This is a genomic window from Erythrobacter sp. JB1-4 (genome assembly GCF_057365025.1).
Genome location: NZ_CP200292.1, coordinates 2269387 through 2285374 on the forward strand (window position 1 = coordinate 2269387; position 15988 = coordinate 2285374).

At 59.6% G+C, this 15988-nt stretch carries 15 protein-coding genes; 6 read left to right on the plus strand and 9 right to left on the minus strand.

Going from position 1 to position 15988, the window contains the following annotated elements; all coding sequences use genetic code 11:
- Window positions 1-120: 120 nt before the first annotated feature.
- The 3 genes from AC0V61_RS10500 to AC0V61_RS10510 all read right to left on the minus strand — a co-directional run bounded on the left by AC0V61_RS10500 (window position 121) and on the right by AC0V61_RS10510 (window position 3361).
- Complete coding sequence (locus AC0V61_RS10500) at window positions 121-1110, minus strand: chlorophyllide a reductase iron protein subunit X (protein WP_486157313.1); 990 nt, start codon at window positions 1108-1110, stop codon at window positions 121-123.
- Entirely contained in the window at window positions 1107-2042 is a 936-nt protein-coding gene (gene bchC, locus AC0V61_RS10505) for a chlorophyll synthesis pathway protein BchC (RefSeq protein ID WP_486157315.1), read from the minus strand. The genes AC0V61_RS10500 and bchC overlap by 4 nt, the downstream gene beginning before the upstream one ends.
- Window positions 2043-2233: 191 nt before the next feature.
- Complete coding sequence (locus AC0V61_RS10510; protein ID WP_486157317.1) at window positions 2234-3361, minus strand: methyltransferase; 1128 nt, start codon at window positions 3359-3361, stop codon at window positions 2234-2236.
- 127 nt (window positions 3362-3488) lie between these two features.
- Here AC0V61_RS10510 and AC0V61_RS10515 point away from each other — a divergent pair, with 127 nt between their 5' ends.
- Window positions 3489-4862, plus strand: a complete 1374-nt coding sequence (locus AC0V61_RS10515) for a phytoene desaturase family protein (RefSeq protein WP_486157319.1) — start codon at window positions 3489-3491, stop codon at window positions 4860-4862.
- A gap of 34 nt (window positions 4863-4896) precedes the next feature.
- Complete coding sequence (locus AC0V61_RS10520; RefSeq protein WP_486157321.1) at window positions 4897-5907, plus strand: hydroxyneurosporene dehydrogenase; 1011 nt, start codon at window positions 4897-4899, stop codon at window positions 5905-5907.
- 9 nt (window positions 5908-5916) lie between these two features.
- On the opposite strand, the gene AC0V61_RS10525 is transcribed toward AC0V61_RS10520, so the two are convergent.
- The 6 genes from AC0V61_RS10525 to AC0V61_RS10550 all read right to left on the minus strand — a co-directional run bounded on the left by AC0V61_RS10525 (window position 5917) and on the right by AC0V61_RS10550 (window position 11391).
- The gene (locus AC0V61_RS10525; protein ID WP_486157323.1) at window positions 5917-6138 is read right to left on the minus strand and encodes a hypothetical protein; all 222 of its coding nucleotides are present in this window, start codon (window positions 6136-6138) and stop codon (window positions 5917-5919) included.
- On the minus strand, window positions 6138-6389 hold the full coding sequence (locus AC0V61_RS10530; RefSeq protein WP_486157325.1) for an alpha/beta hydrolase: 252 nt from the start codon (window positions 6387-6389) through the stop codon (window positions 6138-6140). Before AC0V61_RS10530 ends, AC0V61_RS10525 begins: the two co-directional genes overlap by 1 nt.
- A complete protein-coding gene (locus AC0V61_RS10535; protein ID WP_486157327.1) occupies window positions 6386-7030 on the minus strand; it encodes an alpha/beta fold hydrolase in 645 nt (214 codons plus the stop codon). The genes AC0V61_RS10530 and AC0V61_RS10535 overlap by 4 nt, the downstream gene beginning before the upstream one ends.
- Entirely contained in the window at window positions 7027-8688 is a 1662-nt protein-coding gene (locus tag AC0V61_RS10540; RefSeq protein WP_486157329.1) for a magnesium chelatase subunit D, read from the minus strand. Before AC0V61_RS10540 ends, AC0V61_RS10535 begins: the two co-directional genes overlap by 4 nt.
- Entirely contained in the window at window positions 8685-9686 is a 1002-nt protein-coding gene (locus AC0V61_RS10545) for a magnesium chelatase ATPase subunit I (RefSeq protein ID WP_486157331.1), read from the minus strand. The genes AC0V61_RS10540 and AC0V61_RS10545 overlap by 4 nt, the downstream gene beginning before the upstream one ends.
- A gap of 85 nt (window positions 9687-9771) precedes the next feature.
- Complete coding sequence (locus tag AC0V61_RS10550; RefSeq protein WP_486157333.1) at window positions 9772-11391, minus strand: ABC transporter permease; 1620 nt, start codon at window positions 11389-11391, stop codon at window positions 9772-9774.
- Between AC0V61_RS10550 and AC0V61_RS10555 the strand changes: the two genes are divergently transcribed.
- The 4 genes from AC0V61_RS10555 to AC0V61_RS10570 all read left to right on the plus strand — a co-directional run bounded on the left by AC0V61_RS10555 (window position 11360) and on the right by AC0V61_RS10570 (window position 15906).
- Complete coding sequence (locus AC0V61_RS10555) at window positions 11360-12511, plus strand: ABC transporter ATP-binding protein (protein ID WP_486157335.1); 1152 nt, start codon at window positions 11360-11362, stop codon at window positions 12509-12511. The two genes, AC0V61_RS10550 and AC0V61_RS10555, sit on opposite strands and share 32 nt — an antisense overlap.
- Window positions 12512-12574: 63 nt before the next feature.
- Window positions 12575-13612, plus strand: coding sequence for a Fe(3+) ABC transporter substrate-binding protein (locus AC0V61_RS10560; protein ID WP_486157337.1), 1038 nt, complete (start codon window positions 12575-12577; stop codon window positions 13610-13612).
- A 158-nt stretch (window positions 13613-13770) separates the two neighbouring features.
- On the plus strand, window positions 13771-14601 hold the full coding sequence (locus AC0V61_RS10565) for a ferredoxin--NADP reductase (protein WP_486157339.1): 831 nt from the start codon (window positions 13771-13773) through the stop codon (window positions 14599-14601).
- Between the two features lie 162 nt (window positions 14602-14763).
- A complete protein-coding gene (locus AC0V61_RS10570; protein ID WP_486157341.1) occupies window positions 14764-15906 on the plus strand; it encodes an acyl-CoA dehydrogenase family protein in 1143 nt (380 codons plus the stop codon).
- The last annotated feature ends 82 nt before the right edge of the window (window positions 15907-15988 follow it).

Here is a 15988-nt window from a genome sequence, read left to right on the forward strand (position 1 = left end):
GTGTCCTTGCTCGAACACGCGCCGCTTGGTTGCGCGGCAGTGCCACTGCCCACATCCCCATTGGTTATATCCAACGTGTCACGGTTGCGTTGCGCGTTCGAGGAAGGACTATCTGTCAAATCAAACCTCGTCGTAGATCACTTCGAGTGATGGTTTTTCTTCAAAGATACCGCCGCGCATGTCGGCCTGGGTGGCTGGGATCAATTCAACATTTCCGCCGGTTTCTTCCGGTGAGAAAAGGTCGAGGAGGCCATCCTGGTCGAGTGGAGAGGGTTGGCGCGGCGGGGCCTCAGCGACATTTTGCGCAAGCTCTTCAAAGAGACTTGCCCACTCGCCGCCAGGCTTACCGATAATCTGATAGTTGGCACTTTTGCGCCGGATGTCTTCGTCCGCAGGAATTGCGGTGAGAACGGGAATATCGACCGCTTCGGCAAAGGCTTGCGCCTCGCCAGTGCCATCATCCTTGTTCACAATCATGCCAGCAACACCGACATTGCCGCCCATTTTGCGGAAGTATTCAACCGCATGGCAAACATTGTTGGCAACATAGAGTGATTGGAGGTCGTTTGACCCGACCACGATCACTTTTTGGCACATATCGCGCGCAATCGGCAGGCCGAAGCCGCCGCACACTACGTCTCCGAGGAAGTCCAAGAGAACGTAGTCAAAGCCCCATTCGTGGAAGCCCAATTTCTCAAGCAGTTCAAAGCCGTGGATGATGCCGCGGCCACCACAGCCCCGGCCCACTTCCGGCCCGCCAAGCTCCATTGCGAACACGCCGTCACGCTGAAAACACACGTCCTCAATGGTGACGTCTTCGCCAGCGAGCTTCTTCTTGGAAGAGGTCTCGATAATGGTTGGGCACGATTTGCCGCCGAATAGCAGGCTGGTCGTGTCGGACTTGGGGTCGCAACCGATCAGAAGTACACGCTTGCCCTGCTGCGCCATCATATAGCTGAGGTTGGAGAGCGCGAACGATTTGCCCGAGCCGCCTTTCCCGTAAATCGCGATGACCTGCGTTTCCGAAGTCACCTCGCCCGTGTGCACGGGGTCGGGTTCTTGCGAAGCTTCATCGCGCAGGGCTTGATCCTGTGCTTCCAACATCGTCATTGCACTTCGCTCCAATCCAAAACCATTTTGAGGCAGTCAGGGTCGCTGAACGCCTTTGGGTATGCGTCAGTCGCCCGCGTCGCGGGGCTGACGTCTGTTATGAGGCCATCAAGGCCCAAAGCCTCGGCCTGAATAAGCGCGATTGTTTGCGCGATATCTTTGGGTTGCCACTCGGCTGCGACACGAAGGCGCGCCTCTTTCATGAAGGCCGCCGGGAAGGCGAAGCTCACCCGGTCTTTGTAAAAGCCAGCAAGCGTGATCTCACCGCCTTTTGCAAGGCGTCCCATCAAGCTATCGATCAGGTCTGCGTCACCGCTGGCGTCATAAATCGCCTTGTAGTCGGTGCGCGTGTCGTTCTCTGGCGTAATGACTTCGTAGCCAACTGCACCCTCGCGGCGATTGGGGCTGACTTCCCAAACGGTAGGCGCAGCGCCGCCAAGAGCAAGGGTGAGCCGCGCGAGCAAGCGTCCAAGCACACCGTGTCCGATGATGAGGTCAGGCAATTCGCCATCATTGATCGCATGAAGAGCGGTAGCCGCCAGCGCGCATAGAACGCCGTTTGCACCAAGATGTTCAGGAACAGCCAAAGCGCGCGCCGAGGGCAGCATCACTTTGCTCGCGGTGCCACCGAACAGTCCGCGTGCACCTGAATAACAATTGGAGCCGGGCACAAAAACCCACTCGCCGATGCGCTCTTTCGCGGCATTGCCGGCCTCGACAATTCGACCAATAGATTCGTACCCGGGAACCAGCGGATAGCCCATGCCAGGAAAATGCGGCATTTGCCCTGTGAACAGGAGCTTTTCTGTGCCCGTGCTGATCCCGCTCCAGGCGATATCGACAAGCACATCGGATGCAGCAGCAGGGCTGAGCTCAAGCGACTGAAGCGCGATCGCCTCAGGTCTCTCAAGTATAACAGCCAAACTATGCATTGCGTGGACTCACTTCCCCGGTCGTTATTTCCCGGCCCGGATTTACTTCCCGGTTCACCCCTCCATTCGATTTGTCGCACTCAATGTTCGACTCGGCGAATGTCCCAGGAAGGATTACCTCTCTGACATCTGCTACGCTTTACACCCATATGTGTCAACTAAAGCGGACAGTTTATGGTGAATGACGCAAATTACGCGTAAGCGACTAGGATGCTGGCATTAACTGGCTGGTCTGTGGGGATGGCTTTTGTCCGTGCAAAGCCAGCTTTGCGGGCCATTGCGGCAATTTCCGTCTTACTGCGCGCCCGGCCTGAACCCATCGCCCATAAATACATGCCAAAAAACGCCTCGCCCATACCCTCAGCGCCCGGTTCGCGTGCCATGGGCTCTGCGATTAGGAGCTGTGCACCGGGAGCGAGGCTTTTGCGGATGTTGGTGAGCAATTTGAGGGCGGGTTCATCGTCATGGTCATGCAGAATGCGCACGAGCGAGACCACGTCGTAGCCTTGCGGGATGGTGTCCTCGAAGAAATTGCCGGGGTGAGCGCTCACTCGTGCCTCGCCGAAACGCTCTGAGAGGATTTGCGCGCCTGTGTTGGCAACTTCGGGAAGGTCAAACAGCCCCAAGTGCAAATTGTCATGAGCTGCCCCCATATGGGACAAAAATGCCCCGTGTCCCCCGCCTACATCGAGTAGGCGTGCGCCTTTGGGGAAGCTATAAGAACCAAGCACTTGATCCGCGACAAAGTGCTGTGAGGTTGCCATGAGCTGTGAATATTCGGCCGTTTCTTCCCCGCGCTGCGCCGCGCCATGCAGGGCCCCTGCGTATGACCAGAAACGCGACAACTGCGTTGGCTCCTTGCGGTCTTTGCGAAGCAGTTCGATTGGGTCAGTAAGGTCGCGGTAGAGCAGGCGGTGATGGCGGACCATGGCTTGTGCGCCTTTGTCCGCTGCGAGCACCGCGCCTGCTTCGCCTAGCATCCAGCCATCGTCCATTGGTTCTTCGGACAGTTTCAATGCGCGGCCCGCCCGCAAGAGGGTGAGGGCTGCGTCATGGCTAAGCTCCAATTTGCGTGCGATATGGGCATGACCGATGGGCCCATCTTCAAGCAGGTCGAATAGCCCTGTCTCCACATAGCTGCGCAAAATCTGGGTATAGGTAAAGCCTGCCACCAAGTCGAAAGCTTCGCCTGCGCGGGTCTTTGCAATGCGTTTCACCAAAGGCAGCTTAGCGCACCAATATTGAAAGCGCGGGGACGCAAAGACCGCATTGCGGCGCGCAACCCAGCGCACTTTTAGAGGTGCTTTTGTCGATCCCATTGACGTCTCTTGTGTCAATAATCCATCCCAGATGACACTTCAGTTGTCCAAACAAGTGGACACATGCTACAGTCAGGTCAACCAGAATGTCACATTAGTTCGGTTGCGATCACCGGCTGGAGGGGAATTGGACGCTCACGTCGTCATCATCGGAGCGGGAATGGGTGGGCTTGCCAGCGCTGCCCGTCTGGCTGCGCGTGGGATCGCGGTTACCTTAGTTGAGAAGGCCGATGCAGTGGGCGGAAAGGCGCGCCGGGTAGAGGTCGATGGAGCCTCGATTGATGGTGGCCCCACGGTCTTCACCATGCGCGATGTGTTCGACGCGATTTTTGAAGAATGCGGCGCGCGACTCGAAGACTATGTGACGGTCAAAAAGGCCGAAGTGCTCGCAAGGCACGCTTGGGCCAGCGACGGGGATGGTGGCGATACGCTCGATCTTTTTGCAGATAGCGAGCGCAGTGTGGATGCGGTCGGGGATTTTGCAGGGCTAGAGGCTGCACGCGGATATCGCCGGTTCCAACAAGAAACCCGGCGCATGCACGATATCCTCGATAAAACGATGATGCGCGGCGATAATGTGTCGAGCCCGCTGCCGCTTTTGTGGCGCATCGGCCCAACGCGTTTCGGTGATTTTGCCGCGATGCGCCCGCATAAATCCATGTGGAAGGCGCTGCGCGATTTCTTTCCCGACCCGCGCCTTCAGCAGCTGTTTGGTCGCTACTCGACCTATTGCGGGTCTTCACCGTTTAAATCGCCCGCGACCCTTATGCTCATCGCGCATGTAGAGGCCATGGGGGTGTGGCAAATCGAAGGCGGGATTCACGCGCTCGCCAAGGCCTTGCGAAAACTCGCCGAGGAGCAGGGCGCAAGAGTTCGCACCGGTGAGACGGTCACCGAAATCCTGACAGATACAAGCGGCACTGCGCGCGGTGTGCGCCTTGCCAGCGGTGAGGAAATTCGCAGCAGTGCGGTGATCTGCAATGGCGATCCCAACGCGATTGCTACGGGGCACTTCGGAGCGGTCGCGAAGCGCGCGGTCAAGCCATTAGCGCCCTCTAAGCGCTCGCTCTCTGCGCTCGTCTGGTACGCGCACACCGAGACAAGCGGCTTCGACCTCACCCATCACAACGTGTTCTTTTCACGCGACTACAAACGCGAATTTGATGAGATTGCGAGTGGCCGGAGCCCAAGCGAACCCACCGCCTACATCTGCGCCATCGACCGCAGCTCAATCGCGCAAGCCGGCGCCGTCCCGACCGGGCGGGAACGCCTGCAAATCATCGTCAACGCACCCGCCAATGGCGACACATCTTCCTACGATCCCAAGGAGACCAACCAATGCACGAGCCAGATGAGGGCGACACTCGCCAGATGCGGCCTGACGCTAGAGAAGGACATGCCTCACACGCTGGCCACACCGGCCACATGGGAGAGGCTGTTCCCGGCCACCGGGGGGCTCTATATGGCAGAGCGTCGCACGGCTCGGCGGCCTCTTTCCTGAGGCAGGGCCCGCGCACGCGGATCAAGAGACTCTATTGCGCTGGGGGCGCGACGCACCCTTCAGCCGGCGTCCCGATGGCCGCCTTATCCGGGCTGCTTGCGGCGAAAAAGGTCGAACAGGACCTCGCTTCGACGAAGACGTTCCACCCGGCGGCTACACCTGGTGGTATATCGACGCGATCAGCGACGACGGAGCCCACGCTCTCACGATAATTGCGTTTATCGGCAGCGTTTTCTCGCCCTATTACAAGGCATCGGGCAGGGGCGTACCGCTCGACCACTCCTCTTTGAACGTCGCGCTTTACGGACCACAGCACCGCTGGGTCATGCATGAGCGGCCCGAAAGGGATTTGCGCCGTGATGCGAGCAATCTGGAGATCGGCCACAGCGCCATGCGTTGGACCGGTGACCATTTGGAGATCGAGATTGAGGAACATGATACGCGGCTGTTCAATCCCATCCACCGGCGGGTTGCGGGCAAGGTGCGCGTCTATCCCGAGGCTCTGAACCGCACCAGCTTTGCGCTTGATCCAGCTGAGAACCACATCTGGCATTGCATGGCCCCCCGCGCGCGCATTGAAGTCGATATGGAAGAACCCGGCCTTTCATGGTCCGGCAGCGGATATTTCGACCACAACCGGGGAAGCGAACCGCTCGAAAGCGGGTTCAACACCTGGCATTGGTCGCGGGCGCATATGAAGGAAGGCGCGGTGGTCTGCTACGAAGGCGAGCGCGGCGATGGCTCGCTGTTCGCCAGCGCCATCCGGTTCGACCGCCACGCTGAGACATCATACCTGGAGCTACCTTCGGTTGCACCTTTGCCCAAAAGCAAATGGCGGGTTGATCGGCGCACACGCTCCCAAATTGGAGTGGCTGAGGTGCGCAGGACTTGGGAAGACACGCCCTTCTATGCGCGCTCGGAGCTATCGTCGAAGCTTTACGGTGAAGAGGTCTTAGCAGTTCAGGAAAGCCTTGATATGCGGCGGTTTTCATCAGGGGTAGTGCAATTCATGCTGCCCTTTAGAATGCCCAGAAAAAGCGCGTAGCAAGAGAGCTTAAGTCTCCGCAGGGCCGTCGCCCTTTTCGGCCTTTTTGCGCGCTGCTTCCTCTGCCTCGCGTTCAAGTGCTTCTTTGGCTTCGCGTTCCGCGCGCATTTCGCGGACCTCGCGGCGCATTTTCCACCATTGCCAAAAGCACACGCCAATCGCGATGGAATAGAAGAATGCAATCTCGAGCCAGCCGAAGTTTTCGGTCATGTTCTTGCTGTAGTCTTCCATCAGACCGCTTCCTTCAGCGTTTCTTTCGCGAAATCTACGATCCACTTGGCGGCAAGTTCCGGGTCTTCCTCATGCGCGAGGTGGCCAAGGCCTTTGAGCACTTCCAATCGCGATGTGGGAAGCCATTCATGCGCCTCTTTCGCCCAATCGAGCGGTATCGCGCCGTCATTGTCCGAATGCACCATGAGTATGGGATTACTGATTTCCCCCATACGCGTGCGCAAAGTGGGCAGGTCCCAATTTGCCATCATCGACAACGCGCCCTTGGTGTGGCGCGGGTTCTTGATGAGAGCTGCGTAACAAGCAAGCCCTTGCGGCTCGAGGTGTGAGTGGGTGGAGCGATAGATAAACCGCTCAGCCTCCCCCCAAAGCTTGCCATTTTCGAAAAGATGCGCGGCACAAAGGGATTTACGAACAACACCTTGGCAATAGCCGGGAATATCTCTGCAGCGGGGCCGGGGAAGGGGCGAAGCGCGGAATTGAGACCCACGATGGGCCCGCGAAATCCGTGGTCGAGAGCGCCTTGAAGGGCCAACGCGGCCCCTGCCGAGTGGCCCACGATCATGTCTGGATCGAACCCGGTGTGCGCCAAAAGATCGCGGATCGCGCGCGCCATGCCGACGAGTGAAGTCTCTTCAGGCGCATGGCCGCTGGTGAAAGCGTGGCGGGGTAGGTCTGGCGCGAGAAGTTCGAAATCCTTCGCAAGGAGGGGTGCTAAATCCCTCCATGAATGGACCGATCCACCTGTGCCATGGAGCAGAAGAATGCGCGGACTTCCGGGTTTGCCGAAGCGCTGGACATGCCAAGTCGCGCGGCTTTGGCGAACAAACTCACTCGCCTCACGGTGGGGCCAGATTTTGCCCTCGCGCTCCCAGTTGAGCGGCGTGCTCATGCAGGTTCTGTGGCGGAGATTGCCGCGTGCAAAGTCTTTGCATCGGCGCGGGGGAGGGCAAGGTAACGGGCGTTCATGGCGTCTGCGAGTTCGCCGCCCTCGCGGCTGGCTCTAGCGGATATGTCCACGACCAGCGCATCAATTCCCTCGCGCGCAATAGCTTTGGCAGCGGCGGCCGCATCTCCGCCTGCTTGCTTGCGGCCCGGTTGACCGTCTGCGTCAATATTCGCGCGTCCATCGGTAAGGACAATAACGCTGGGCGTGCGGCCCCGCCCCTTCACCGAATGTGCAAGTTCGCGCGCGGCATTGAGACCCATCGCAAGCGGTGTGCCGCCACCTCCGGGTAGCTCGGCAAGTGCACGCCGCGCCCGTGTGAGCGAGCGGGTGGGAGGCAAAAGCAGCTCTGCTGTCTCTCCGCGAAAGGCGATCAACGCCACCTCGCTGCGGGTGACGTAGGCTTGGGCGAGCATCAGTTCGACTGCACCCTTTGCCTCCGCAAGGCGCGCTGCGGCGGCGGATCCAGAGGCATCGACGGCAAAGATCGTTACGCGCGCAGATTTCTCTTCAAAGCGCCGCACCCGCAGGTCGTCTTTGCGCATGATCAGCGGCGCATTTGGGTTAGCGCCCGCCTCGCGTCGCCTCACACCCTGCCACGGCACAGCGGCGCGCAAAGTGTCGATCATGGCGAGGCGAGCCCCGCCTCTCGGCATTCCGGGACGCGCACCCAAGGGCTTGCCGCGAAGACCTGATTTGCGTTTCTGCCCAGACCCACTGCCGCCAGCTTGGCGCGGGGCAAGACCTTTGGCGAGTTGTTCTAAAAGGTCCGCCGGGATCGCGGCGGCGGCGGCTTCTACGATTTTGTCTTCGAGTTTTTGATCGGTCGATTGCTGATTGTTTTCCTCGGGGCTTTCACCGGGCTCGGGTGGTGGTGGATTATCGCTCTCGGGCTGTTCGGGCGGTGGCGGCAATTGCGTTGCGCGCGGTGCCAGCACTAGGCGCGCTGCCGCTTCGAGGTCGCTGTTCTGCACCAGCTCGTGACCAGAAATGGCCGCATGGGCCCGCGCCGCTTCGCTGGCATGGATAAGCGCGCGGACCGAGTGCACCCCGAGCGCCGCGCCGGTGGCTGCAATCGCGCTCAATGCAGCATCATCCAGAGGCGCAGCATCCCCCAGCACCGCCTTGCCAAGTGCCGCCTCGCGCTCACGTGAGTGTATAAGGTCGCACTGAAACGCGCATCTTTCCATCAGCGCCAATGGCGGGCCCTCATCCGCCTCACGCGCGTCATCAAGCAGAATCAGCGCCACGCGTTTGTCATCCAGCGCCTGTGCGAGCCGCCCAGCCAAAGCCTCATCCATGCGCTCTGCCATAGGCACGATCAGCGCGCCGCCTTCCGCCTCGGTGAGGAGCCCCTTGCTCTCCACCGGCCTGCCCGCAGCGAGGCTCGCCGCAATGTCGATGCCGCCAAGCAAACGTTCGTCATCGACATGGGTGGGCAGGCGGCGGGTGGGGAGCTTCTCGGCAATTGCGGCGACTAGAGTATCGCGCGCAGGCGAGCTTCCTCGCATCACAATTCCGCCAAAGCTCAGCGGGTTTTGGGTGAAGAGAGTGGCGGCGAGCTGTGCGTCGTGAATAGGATCAGGGGCGGCTTCGCCCGTCACCCGAAGAGCTCTTCGAGAGCGCGAGTGATACGAGCGGTGGAACCCGTTTCATCAAGCACATCGCGGCGCAAACGGTGGCGAAGCGCCGAGGGCGCGACCGCAATCAAATGCTCGCGTTTGACTTTGCGCGCGCCTTGCAAGGCCGCCAATGCGCGGGCGGCTCGCATTAAGGTCAGCTCCCCGCGAAGGCCGTCGGCACCCACTGCCATGCACAAGTGTGCTGCGTCCATGAGGATGTCTTCACCCGCTTCCAGCTTGGCAAGTTTCGCCTTGCCGCGCGCGATTTGCTTGAGGATTTTTGCGTCCTCCTCCGCCCATTCAGCCGCAAACGCAGCCGGATCGCGCTCATTGGCGGCGACGAGGCGCATGATTGCAACGCGGGTCTCGATGTCCTCTGGCGTGCGGACCTCGACTGAAAGCCCGAAACGGTCGAGCAATTGTGGGCGCAGTTCCCCTTCTTCCGGATTGCCGCTGCCGATTAGGACGAATTTCGCCGGGTGCCGCACCGACAACCCCTCGCGCTCAACCACATTCTCACCCGAGGCAGCCACGTCGAGGAGCAGGTCCACAAGGTGGTCTTCGAGCAGGTTGATCTCATCGATATAGAGAAAGCCCCGGTGCGCTTTCGCCAAAAGCCCCGGTTCAAAACCCTTTTCGCCTGACCTTAGAGCTTTCTCCAAGTCCAGCGAACCAATCACCCGGTCCTCTGTTGCGCCAAGGGGAAGGTCCACGAAGGGCACAGGCCGCTTTCGCAAAGGGCCACCACCGCACACATCTGGATAGGCGAGCGCGTCTTCTTTCGAACCGCCATAGGGGCAGTTTTCATGCGCGGTGATCGGCGGCAAAAGGCTCGCCAATGCGCGCGCAGCGGTGCTTTTGCCGGTGCCCCGGTCGCCAAACACCATGACCCCGCCCAAAGACGGGTCCACAGCAGCGATCAAGAGCGCCTGCTTCATTTCGTCTTGTCCGACGATTGCCGAGAATGGGAATTTTGCCATTACGCGCGGTACTTTGGACGCATCGGAAGCATTCGACAAGTCCAGTTTACACGGTAAGTGACAATCTGCCCTTACATGAAGCGTTTTAGCCTTTGCCAGTCCGCGTCAGCAGCAGCACTGGCACCAGCCCTGCTGCGAGCAGGATCAATGCCGGGATCGAGGCTTCGACCAGACGCTCATCGCTCGCCAAGCGGTAGGTGCGCGTGGCGAGGGTTTCCAGATTGAAAGGGCGCAAGATCAACGTTGCAGGCAATTCGCGCACCGTGTCGATGAAGACAAGCGCGGTTGCAGCGGCAAGGCTGGGGCTTAAAAGCGGGGCATATATCCGGGTCAGAACGCGGGCCGGACCCGCTCCCAGAGACCGCGCGGCGGCTGCGAAGGATGGCGGAATTTTTGCCATGCCGCCATCAATGCTGTTGTAGGCAACGGTGAGGAACCGCACTGACAAAGCGTAGATCAGGATCGCGCCCGTTCCGGTGAGCACCAGTCCGCCCGAGTACCCCAAAACGTCGCGTGCAAAGCGGCTGATGGTGACGTCGGCGGCTCCCAAGGGTGCCAACAGCCCCACAGCCAAGAGGGCTCCGGGAAGCGCGTAACCCAGCGTTGAAACGCGGATGGATGCTTTCACTGCGCCGCTATCGGAGCGTGATTTCGCAAAAGCGAGCACGAGCGCTGAGAGCACGCAAACGATCCCGGTGCCAAGGCCCAGCCACAAACTCCCGCTGGCATAAGACCAAAGATCGCCCGCAGCCGCGATGGCGGTATCACTCAGCGACATGGTGAGGAGGTAGCCCGCAGGGATCAGGAACCCGAGGAGCAGCGGGATAAAGCACGCGAGCGTGGCCAAAACTTCGCCCAAAGGCGAAAGCTGGATCAGCGGCTCGTGATCGGCGCGCGCGTCTTTGCTAACCGCGCGGCCTTGGCGGGTGCTGGCCTCCAGTACGATAAGAGCAATCACAAACAGCAGCATCATGGCCGCCAGTTTAAGCGCTGCTTGCTTGTCTCCCATGGAAAGCCAGCTGCGAAAGATACCGGTCGAGAATGTCGGAATGGCGAAATATTGCGCAACGCCAAAGTCCGCGAGCACTTCCATAAGCACCAGCGCCAAGCCGCCTGCAATCGCCGGGCGCGCGGCGGGCAGGGCGACTTGCCAGAATGCGCGGGCTGGCTTTGCGCCTAGGCTACGAGCGGCGCGGAATTGCGAGACGCTTTGCGCGGCGAAGGCGGCGCGGGCGAGAAGGTAGACATAGGGGTAAAGGACGATGCCAAGGACGAAAGCCCCACCGGGCAATGAGCGAATTCTGGGGAACCAATAGTCACCGGAGCTGAGCCCAAGTCCCTCGCGCAGCAAGGTCTGCACCGGCCCTGTAAACTCAAGCAGATCTCCATAGAGATAGGCCGCGATATAGGCCGGGACCGCCAAGGGAAGCACCAAGGCCCATGCAAAAACCGAGCGCCCCGGAAAACGCGCAGCGCTCACCAGCCACGCACAGCCTGTGCCCAACACAAGCGCAATCGTGCCCGCCATCGCCATCAGCGCGAGCGTGTTGAGGATGTAGGTGCCAAGCACGGTGCGGGCGAGATGCGCAATCGCTTCGGCACCCCCACTTGGAGCGGAAATGAGGATCGTGACGATGGGCACCGCGGCAAGCGCTGCCAGCAAACATGCGCCCATGGTCCACGCGTCGAATTTGGGCGCAGGCATCACAAGTCCACTTGCCGGGATGGCGGTCGATTGCCTAAGGCTCACAGGCGACGACTTCCTGAAAACACCTGCATCGGACAATTGTGTGAGCCTTGAATTTCGACATATTGCCCATGCTTACACCGGTCGAACCGGGCGGGTTGAAGCGCTAACAGACATCGCCTTTACAGCGCCTACGGGAAAAATCACCTGCCTGCTTGGCTCGTCCGGCTCGGGCAAGTCAACCTTGTTGAATTTGGCAGCAGGGCTTTTGCCAGTGCAATCGGGCAGCATCGCGGTGGACGGCGAGGAGATGGTGAGCGCGGGCATTAATCCGCCACCTGAAGCACGTCCCATTGGTCTTGTGTTTCAGGACGGCGCGCTTTTTCCGCATATGACGGTTGCGAAGAATGTGGCCTTTGGTTTGCCTGGTAGAGGCGATGCAGACGTGATCGAGGCTTGGCTTGAACGGGTGGGCCTTGCAGGGCTGGGCCCGCGTTTCCCCCATGAGCTTTCCGGAGGGCAACAGCAGCGCGCGGCATTGGCCCGTGCCATGGCGCCAGAGCCGCAAGTCCTTTTGATGGATGAGCCGTTTTCCAGCGTCGATATTGTGCTTCGCCGAAGCCTTCGCCGCGATTGCCGCAGGCTTTTGCGCGAGGCGGGGACAACCACGGTTCTGGTCACACATGACCCGGAAGAAGCGCTCGATATTGCCGACCACATTGCGGTGATGGAGGGCGGACGAATCATTCAATTCGGCACGCCAGAGGATTTGCATGAACGCCCCGCGACCCCTTCCGTGGGCGCGATTTTCGGCGGAGCGCAAGTGGTCAAAGCGCGGCGCGAGGGCGATGCCTTGATCACATCTCTGGGCTCGTGGCCGCTTTCGTGCATCGCGGGCGATGTGCCCGGCGCTGGCGAGATGGAGCTGCTTGTCCACGCCGAAACGCTTGGCTGCGTCGCTGATGAGGGCGGCCTTGCCGTGGTGGATGTGCACCCTTTGGGCGTGGCCAGCCGCTTGCTGCTGCAAACGGCAGACGGTGATGAGATTACGGTGCAATCAACCGCGCAGGTCGAGGAGGGCACGCGCTACCGTGTAATCCCCCATGAAGGCAGCGTGAGAGCATTTGCGCACAGATAAGGCTTGCAATGCGCGATATACTATTGCAACGCATTCGCAACAAAGAATGAAGGGCAATGATCCATGAAAAAACTGATTCTTGGCTGTATGGCGGCGCTTACTGTCACGGCCTGCGCCGAAGAGGCTGGCGACACCGCTGGTCAAGGGGGCGAGGTAAACATCTATTCCTCGCGTCACTACGACACCGATCTTGCGCTCTATGATGATTTCACCGCTCAGACCGGGATCAAGGTGAACCGTATCGAAGCGGATGCGGACGCATTGATCGAGCGTATTCAGACAGAGGGCGAATTGTCGCCAGCTGACCTGCTCATCACCGTCGATGCGGGCCGTCTTTGGCGCGCGGAGGAAGCGGGGATCTTCTCGCCCGTGGAATCAGACGTTCTGGCCGAGCGCCTGCCCGATCACCTGCGCCATCCCGATGGCCTGTGGTTCGGCCTGTCGACCCGTGCCCGCGTGATCATTTACAACAAAGAGCAAGGCGTGCCCGAAGGTCTCGATACCTATGCAGACCTTGCCGACCCGGCGTGGAAGGGCGACATCTGCATTCGTTCCTCGTCCAACATCTACAACATCTCGCTCCTTTCCAGCATCATCGCCAATGACGGTGCAGAGGCAGCGGAAGCCTGGGCCAAGGGCGTTGTTGCCAACTTCGCGCGTCCTCCCGAGGGCAATGACACAGCCCAGATTGAAAGCGTTGCCGCGGGCGAATGCCGGATTGGAGTTGTGAACTCCTACTACCTTGGCCGTTTCGCAGGCGGCGAGGGCGAAGAACGCGCGGTCTTTGACAATCTGGGCGTGATCTTCCCCAACCAGGCAGACGGTGATCGCGGCGCGCATGTTAATGTGAGCGGCGCAGGGGTCACGGTGAACGCTCCCAACAGGGACAATGCGATTGCCTTCCTCGAATATCTCACGTCGGAAAGCGCACAGCGGTATTTTGCGGACGGCAACAATGAGTATCCGGCAGTCACCGGCATGTCTGGCAATTCCGCTTTGGAAGAGATGGGCGAGTTTCGCGCCGACACTTTGAACGCGGCCACTATTGGCTCTGGTCAAACAGAAGCGGTGCAGATTTTCGACCGCGCTGGCTGGAACTAAGGCGAAGCAATCGGGGGCGGGGTGAAGCCACACCCAAAAGTCTCACTTCGCCCCCCAATCGCTAATCTAACTTGAAGCGCGCTCGCAAAAGGGCCATTTGCGCCTCCGATAGAGGCTGCGACTCTCCCGCAGCTCACTCAAATGTTTAGAGGCCGACTTTGACCGATACAGCTGTCACATCTCCAATCCCGCCGCGCGATGCTTTTAATGAAAGCGGTGCCGTATCGGTCGAGACGATCACCCACGTCCACCAGTGGAATGATGACCTGTTCACGCTCAAAATGACGCGGCCTGCATCGTTCCGGTTCCGCTCAGGCGAGTTTGTCATGATCGGTCTTCCCAAAGAAGACGGCAAACCACTTTTGCGCGCTTACTCGGTCGCCTCGCCATCCTATGATGAAGAGCTCGAGTTTCTCTCGATCATCGTGCAAGATGGCCCGCTCACCTCGCGGCTTCAGCATATCAAAGAAGGCGACCCGATCTACCTTGGCAAGAAACCAACGGGCACGCTTGTGACCGATGCACTCTTGCCGGGTAAGCGCCTGTTTATGCTCTCCACCGGCACCGGTTTGGCGCCATTTATGAGCCTCGTGCGCGATCCAGAAGTGTATTCCATGTATGACGAGGTGATCGTTGTGCATTCGGTGCGCCGGGTCAAAGACTTGGCATATCGCGACCTGCTTGAAAGCAAGCTTGAGGGCGATCCGCTGCTCGAGGATGAAGATCGTGAGCGCATGATCTATGTCCCGACAGTGACCCGCGAAGAATTCCACACCAGCGACCGTATTCAGGTGCTGATCGACGATGGCCGCCTGTTCAAGGACAGCAAGGGCCCGCAAAAGTTCGACCCTGAAACCGACCGCGTGATGCTGTGTGGTTCCATGGCGATGATTAAAGACCACGCAGCCGACCTTGAGCGCCGCGGCTTCGAAGAGGGCGCAAACAACAAGCCGGGTCAATTCGTGATCGAGCGCGCTTTCGTAGGTTAGTGTTTTCCTGCAAAGGCAGTAATCCATCTCCTACGGCGCATGATGGGCTCCTGCTTTCGCAGGAGAGCAATGAGTTGCATCTTTCTCGCTTGACGTGAACGTCAGGGCGCGCTTCACTCTCGTTTCGAAAAACAACGTATTTGAAGAGAGAGACACCACCCCATGATCGAAACAGCGCACCGTTCTGCCTATAACGAGGACCACGAAGCGTTCCGTGACACCGTTCGCAAAGTGTTCGCCGAGCACATGGTGCCCAACCTCGACAAACACGAGGAAGAGGGCATTGTCCCGCGTGAGGCGTGGAAGGCGCTGGGCGAGGCGGGTATGTTGTGCATGACGGTGGGCGAGGAAAACGGCGGGCTTGGCCTCGATTTCGGTTTTAACTGTGTGCTCGATGAAGAGCTTGCCTACATTGGTTCGTCCGCCGGGTTTACTCTGCAAAACGACATCACCGTCAATTATTTTGAGCGGTTGGGAAGCGATGAGCAAAAGGAAAAATATCTCCCCGGTATGATTTCCGGCGATATCATTGCCGCGATTGCGATGACCGAACCGGGCGCTGGCTCAGACCTTCAGGGCATTCGCACCACAGCGGTCGAGGATGGCAATCACCTCGTCCTCAATGGCTCCAAAACCTACATCACCAACGGACAGCTTGCAGATGTTGTGATCGTGGTCGCCAAGACCGATCCGACAGCGGGCGCGAAGGGCACATCGCTGATCCTCGTCGATGCTGACACCCCCGGTTTTGCGCGTGGGCGCAACCTCGACAAGATCGGGCAACATGCAGCGGATACGTCTGAGCTGTTTTTCGAAGATGTGCGCGTGCCCAAGACCAACATTCTGGGCGGCGAAAACCGCGGCTTCATCCACCTGATGGAGGAGCTTCCTCAAGAGCGCCTTTCGATCGCGGTGTCGGCCATGGGCGGGGCCCAGCGCGCGTTTGACGAGGCGGTCAAGTTCACCAAAGAGCGCAAGGCTTTTGGCTCCACCGTCTTCCAGTTCCAAAACACGAAGTTCACCCTCGCTGATCTTTCCGCCAAGCTCCAAGTCGGCTGGGCGCATCTCGATTGGGCGATTGCGCGCCACCTTAAAGGCGAGCTCACCACGGGCGAAGCATCAGCGGCGAAATTGTGGCACACCGAAATGCAATGGGAGATGGTCGACGCCTGCCTGCAACTCCACGGCGGCGCTGGTTATATGAACGAATACCCAATCGCGAGACTTTGGCGCGATGCCCGCGTTCAGCGCATTTACGGGGGCACGAGCGAGATCATGAAAGAAGTCGTCAGCCGCGAGATTTGAGTGAGACTTTGCAATCTACTGCCTAGTCGCAGCGGGGTGGGCCTTGTCAGGCCCATGCCCACCCCCAACCCCTCCCGCAAGC